Consider the following 5,883-nt stretch of genomic DNA (forward strand, 5'->3'; position numbering starts at 1 on the left):
CAAGTCCGGGAGTCTCAGCATGCTTTAAGACCTTATAATCGATGGCTTTACCATCGGTAGTTACCGCAGCCAACATCTCAATCTTACCGCCGTAACCCTTACCACTCGTAGGTACCACATACGCAATGACTTTACCGTCTTTGATAGCGGCATACCAACCTTCTTTGCCGTCAATCGCTTGGAAGGTTTGAGCATCTTTTACTAGTTCTTTCATAGCGTCATTTTTTGCTTTTACGCGCTGCGCAGCCGCAGCCGGCTCGGTGATGGCGAATGCCCCGGCAATAATAAGTCCTGAGCATAAACATGTTATGGCTAAATTCATAGCAATTCGAAAAATGCTATTATTTTTGTCATCATGTGCGTGTGCATCGTGTGCCATGGCCAATTACCTCCTTGCCCCAAATTTCGTAGGCTTAACCAAAAGGTCAATAAGCGGCGTTACGCAGTTCATCAGCAAAATTGCATAACAAACACCTTCAGGATAACCGCCTAACAAACGAATCAACACAGTAAGAATCCCGGCTCCCACAGCAAAGATAATCTGACCTTTACGAGTAATAGGAATAGTAACCATATCTGTCGCCATGAAGAACGCACCTAATATAAGTCCACCTGACATCATGTGCATGATAGGATCATGTCCGAAAGCTGCTGTCAAAATACCAACTGTACCAATCATGAAAACGGGAATCTGCCAATTGATGTATCCACGATAAATTAAGAATATACCACCAAGAACCAACAGCAATGCGGAAGTTTCACCCATACTACCATTACGGGAACCTAGGAAAAGAGCTTTATACATTTCCATTTTGTCACCAAATATGGCAACAAGTTGTTCATATCCTTGCAATTTTAAAATACCAAGCGGAGTAGCGGAGGTAACTCCATCAACTTTACTGGACATCTCCGGCCAGGTTGTCATCGCTACCGGCCAAGATGCCAACAAGGCAGCACGCCCAACCAGCGCCGGGTTAAAAATATTGTAACCTAATCCGCCCATGGTGTGCTTAGCTACCGCAATAGCGATCACAGTACCAAATACAGGCATATACCAAGGCAGTGTAGGCGGAATATTCATAGCCAGCAACAGCCCGGTAAGAAAAGCGCTGCCATCATTAATAGTAATTGGTTTGTTTTGCCATTTTTGAACAAGATACTCGGTTACCACGGCAGCAACAATACAAATGACCATGGTAGTCAAGGCCGGCATGCCAAAACGATATACCGAGAAAAGAGCCGCAGGCGCCAACGCCAGATTAACAGTCCACATAATTTTTGCTATCGACTCATCGCACCTGATGTGCGGTGATGCTGAAACGGTTAAGGTACCAACGTTAAGTTTTGTCTCTGCGCTCATACCGCCCACCTCCTATTTCTTTTGCGCAGCCGCAGCTGCTGCATTCTGTGCTTTGGATAACTTAATATAATGAACAATATTGCGTTTTGCGGGACATACATATACACAAGAACCACATTCTACGCAATCAAGTAGGTCATACTCTTCTTTTGCCTTTTCATAAACGCCCCGTTCGCCTAGAATGCTCAGCATACTAGGAATAAGTCCCATTGGGCAGGCATCTACACAGCGGCCACAACGAATACATGGTTTCTCTGGTCCCATATTTACATCGGCTGCACTTAGCGCCAGTATACCGGATGTACCTTTTATTACCGGAACATCGAGGGTACGCTGGGCTATTCCCATCATCGGACCACCCATAATGACTTTGACAGGCTGTTCTTTAAAGCCACCACTGAGTTCAATGGCCTGTGCAAAAGTGGTTCCAATCCGGAGCAAGAGATTTTTGGGCTCAGCAATAGCTCCACCGGTAACGGTAGCCACACGCTCAATCAAGGGAATTCCTTTCTCAACAGCATCGGCCATAGCTACCACTGTACCAACATTTTGAACAACAGTACCTACATCCATGGGCAGGCCACCAGACGGTACTTCTCTGTCCAGAATAACCTTAATTAAGGTTTTCTCCGCCCCTTGCGGATATTTGGTTTTAAGCGGTACTACTTCAATAGTAGAACCAGCACAGGCTTTACGCATAATCTCTATGGCGTCGGGTTTATTTTCTTCAATGCCAACATAACCTTTGCTTACGCCAAGAATTTTCATAGCAATCTTCATGCCGGTTATAATACGGTCGGTTTGCTCCAACATTACTCGATGGTCAGCAGTCAGATACGGTTCGCACTCGGCGCCGTTTAGAATAAATGAGTCAATAGGCTTTTCCGGCGGCGGCGACATTTTTACATGGGTTGGAAAGGTTGCTCCTCCCATACCAACCAGACCTGCCTGACGGATAATTTCTTTCAATTCCTTTACATCAAGTGACTGCCAGTCACGGTTAAGTGGTAAACCTGGTGCCCATTCATCCTTGCCGTCACTTTCAATGACAACTGCCTGGCAAGTACCAAAAACCGGATGAGGATATTCGGCAATTTCTACCACCTTTCCTGATGTTGAGGCATGAATCGGACTAGCAACGAAGGCTTGCGCCTCAGCTATTACTTGTCCTTTCTTGACCAAATCGCCCACCTTGACTATCGGTGCGCAAGGCGCTCCCAGATGCTGCCTGGTAGGAATGATGACTTTCTGCGGTATTGGCGCTACTTCTATTGCTTTAGCAGCCGTATACCGTTTGCGGTCGTCGGGGTGAACCCCCCCGCGAAAGCTTTTTGCCATGATTTCACTCCTTTTACTTGGTGCATTATAATCGCCTATTATAGCCCTCCTATGACAAAATCCGGACAATAACCGGTTTCATTTTGTCATTGGTTCTGGCATTGCGATCAAAGTACTTGATATAGAGAATCGAAATCCCAACCATAATAGCTCCGCCGCCTATCTGATACCATACTGGACTTGCCGCTTGCTGAAGAGTTGCCAGGTAACTACCAGCGAAAGCACCGACAACAGCAGCAATAAGCGGCAACATATACACAATGAAGGCAGCTTTCAGCATATTTACTTCTTTGACTTCGATAGCTACACGCTGTCCCTTTTTTGCTCCTAGCGGGTTTAGTGCGTCAACTACTATCGCCTTATTGCCTGGACAACTGCCACAGTTCTCACAATCGCTATGGCGGCTGGCCTTTACTTTAGCCATATTACCGATTACTTCCAGCACAATGCCTTCTTGCAGCTTTTCCAGTTTTTATCCCCCCTTTGACAGGTGATATGCATTCTTGCATAGCGGCTTTGTAAACAAAATATATATATTCGAGCAAAAGTATTCATTACCTGCTAATTTACATAAATTAAAATTTTCACTTGCCAGACAAAAATAACTTTAGTAAATTAAAAAAATTCTAACTGTATTTACAATACCAGATTTTCAAAAAAATTACTATAGTTTTTTTGTGAAATTTTGTACAAATTCTTAAATTTTTACATCCTCAAATACCAAAAAGCCTCTTTTGAGAGTTAATTGTAACTTTCAAAAAGGCTTTCCGGAAAATTTGTATATAAAAAATAATATCCTTACTTATTTATAGGTATTTTCTTCTTTTAATAAGACATCTTTAATGACTTGTTCTTCTGCCACAACTTTATTAGGCAATTTTGAACGCAATGCCGCAAGCAAATGCTGGTCTGGCTTAATATAAAAGCGCCTATATTCTTTTTTTCCCTTACGTCCAGTTGCAGCATAAGCTACTGTCCAGACATCCCTGCTGTCAAGCGCCGAATGAAATCGGTAGGTACGACGGAATTTGATTACACCGATAAGTTGCGGTTTATAACGATATATACCAAAAATATCTCGATAAGGTACCTCGTGAACTATACGGCCTAATAAGCCGTGTTTGACCAACCTAAGGACTTTCTTATCCATTTCATAGGTGTATTTGGCTGACATTCGCTCAATCAGCACAAAAACAATCAGCAACTCAGTCATCAATTCCACTGGTTGAAACACGCTAAGCGCAAGCCATTTGTACAGGGAAAGTATACCAAAAACCGCAAACACCGTTACAGCAATTATCATGACAATTAAGTTTTTTTTGCTTATCTCTGATTGTACCACTACTTTTTCCACTGGTTCAAGCCTCCGTTAAAGCAGCTATACGCAGCTATACAACGTATTCGCTCTCAACTTATTAATTCCTCCTCTACGCTTAAGGTTAAAAGGCGCTGCAAAATAGCAAAAAAGCCAGGAAAGATTCCCAGCCTTTTATTGCGCCTAAAAGCCCAGTATGCCAAAGAATACATAGCAGACGATACCACCAACAACCGACATCGCCAGACCCCAAATAAGCAGGTTGCGAAACAATTTCGCCTTATCTTCATGTTCACCTGCACAAGCAATGCATAATGCCCCAAGCGTGGAAAGCGGTGAGGTATCAACAAGATGGGCCCCAATGTTGATGGAAGAGATCAGCGCTATGGGGTCACCACCACCCACTTCATTGATAAGACCGGGAACCATTGGTAAAAACATCGGCATGACAACGCCGGAAGAGCTGGAATAAGCCGAGAGCAAACCGGTTACAAAACCAAGCACGCCATTAATGGTTGTCGGATTGGATATCGCACCAATTAGTTTTACCATAGCGTTAAGGCCGCCGGCTTTATCCATAACTTCAATTAATACTGTAACGCCGCACACCATCATAATTACGCCCCAGGGAATTACTTTGATGGCCGCTTTGCTATCACCTGAACCAGTCAGCATAAGTATGCCGGCAAGAATAAAAGCGATAGTTCCTACATTAGCTAAGATGTTCAGCATAGCATTTGAAAATAAGCCTTTAGTAGCAGGCAAACCAGGTAAAATAACCAAAAGGATAAGGATGAAAACCGCCGCAAGGGTTAGCATTTGATGCTTATTAAACGGCTCAGGCCGAGGAGCCAATTCATCAATATCCAGAGCCTGACCACGCTGTTTCTGAATCCAAGCCCAGCCGCCAAGAACAAAGAAGCCGCCGATATTTACAAAGCCTTGCGCTACTTCTGAGTTAAAATGAATCTTCCAAGCTAAACCACTCAGTTGATCGGCTGCAATCCCTAGTTCTGGTGCCATTTTAGCGATAATACCATTAGAAATAATACCCGTCGGCGCAAACGGTGAGAAAGCTGCACCATTTGCGGCACCGACAACCAACAAGGTCATAAGAAAGGCCGGCATGTTAATCCTGGTAGCAATTGCCATTGCCACAGGAGCCATCAGTGCAGTACCAGCAATATTGCCAGGTCCGATCGTAACAATAAAGGTTGTCAGTAAAAACACGATTAATGGCACAATCGCCGTATTGCCTTTACATAACCGAACCGAGTAAGCCGTTAGTTTTTCCATGGTTCCGTTGGTCTGTGCTATCCCGAAAAGAAAGGTCACTCCAACCAAAATCATAAATAAGCTGGTTGGGAAATAGCCAAGAATTTTCGTGCCTGCCGTGTCGCCCCAAATGCCGCCAACAATTATGGCAAATGCAATGCTAAGGAAACCAACATTGAGATCTTCATTAACACAGCTAATAATTACAACAATCACCAAGGCAACTATTGACATTATTGCTGCTATAGAAATATCCATTTAGAATTCCTCCCACATCTAAGTGTATCTCACTCTTCTGTTTGAACTATAAACAAGCACTTTTTTATACTATTCCACTATTGCTTAATTAAAATACCACCTTGGGGACTTTTTTGTTATGCAGTTAGTTCACAATACCTCTTACCTATTTGTATTGTAAGCTTTTCCTCTTAACGGCCAGACCCCTTCTCACAGGATAAGTCTGTCTGCGGAACAATCATTTCACCTAATCTTCTGGTAAGTTTAGAAAAACTGAGCCTATTCATCATCTACAAAGCAAAAAAAAAAGGGTTCTTTGTCAAATGTTGGGGTAAAGCATAAAGTGTAGTGGAGCAGG

6 protein-coding genes are annotated in these 5,883 nt (G+C 43.4%); all 6 read right to left on the reverse strand.

Annotated elements, in window-relative coordinates; genetic code table 11:
- Positions 1 to 379, reverse strand: a 379-nt coding sequence (locus AC29Z1_RS12255) for an RnfABCDGE type electron transport complex subunit G (RefSeq protein WP_488271749.1), incomplete at its 3' end; no start/stop codon positions are given.
- 6 nt (positions 380 to 385) lie between these two features.
- Positions 386 to 1,360, reverse strand: coding sequence for an RnfABCDGE type electron transport complex subunit D (locus tag AC29Z1_RS12260; RefSeq protein WP_488271750.1), 975 nt, complete (start codon positions 1,358 to 1,360; stop codon positions 386 to 388).
- A gap of 12 nt (positions 1,361 to 1,372) precedes the next feature.
- The gene (rsxC, locus tag AC29Z1_RS12265; RefSeq protein ID WP_488271751.1) at positions 1,373 to 2,698 is read right to left on the reverse strand and encodes an electron transport complex subunit RsxC; all 1,326 of its coding nucleotides are present in this window, start codon (positions 2,696 to 2,698) and stop codon (positions 1,373 to 1,375) included.
- A 49-nt stretch (positions 2,699 to 2,747) separates the two neighbouring features.
- Entirely contained in the window at positions 2,748 to 3,143 is a 396-nt protein-coding gene (locus AC29Z1_RS12270; RefSeq protein WP_488271752.1) for a SoxR reducing system RseC family protein, read from the reverse strand.
- A gap of 357 nt (positions 3,144 to 3,500) precedes the next feature.
- Positions 3,501 to 4,052, reverse strand: a complete 552-nt coding sequence (locus AC29Z1_RS12275) for a hypothetical protein (RefSeq protein ID WP_488271753.1) — start codon at positions 4,050 to 4,052, stop codon at positions 3,501 to 3,503.
- Positions 4,053 to 4,196: 144 nt separating this feature from the next.
- Entirely contained in the window at positions 4,197 to 5,546 is a 1,350-nt protein-coding gene (locus tag AC29Z1_RS12280) for an SLC13 family permease (protein WP_488271754.1), read from the reverse strand.
- Positions 5,547 to 5,883 lie beyond the last annotated feature (337 nt).

The sequence above is a fragment of the Sporomusa sp. genome (assembly GCF_057736855.1).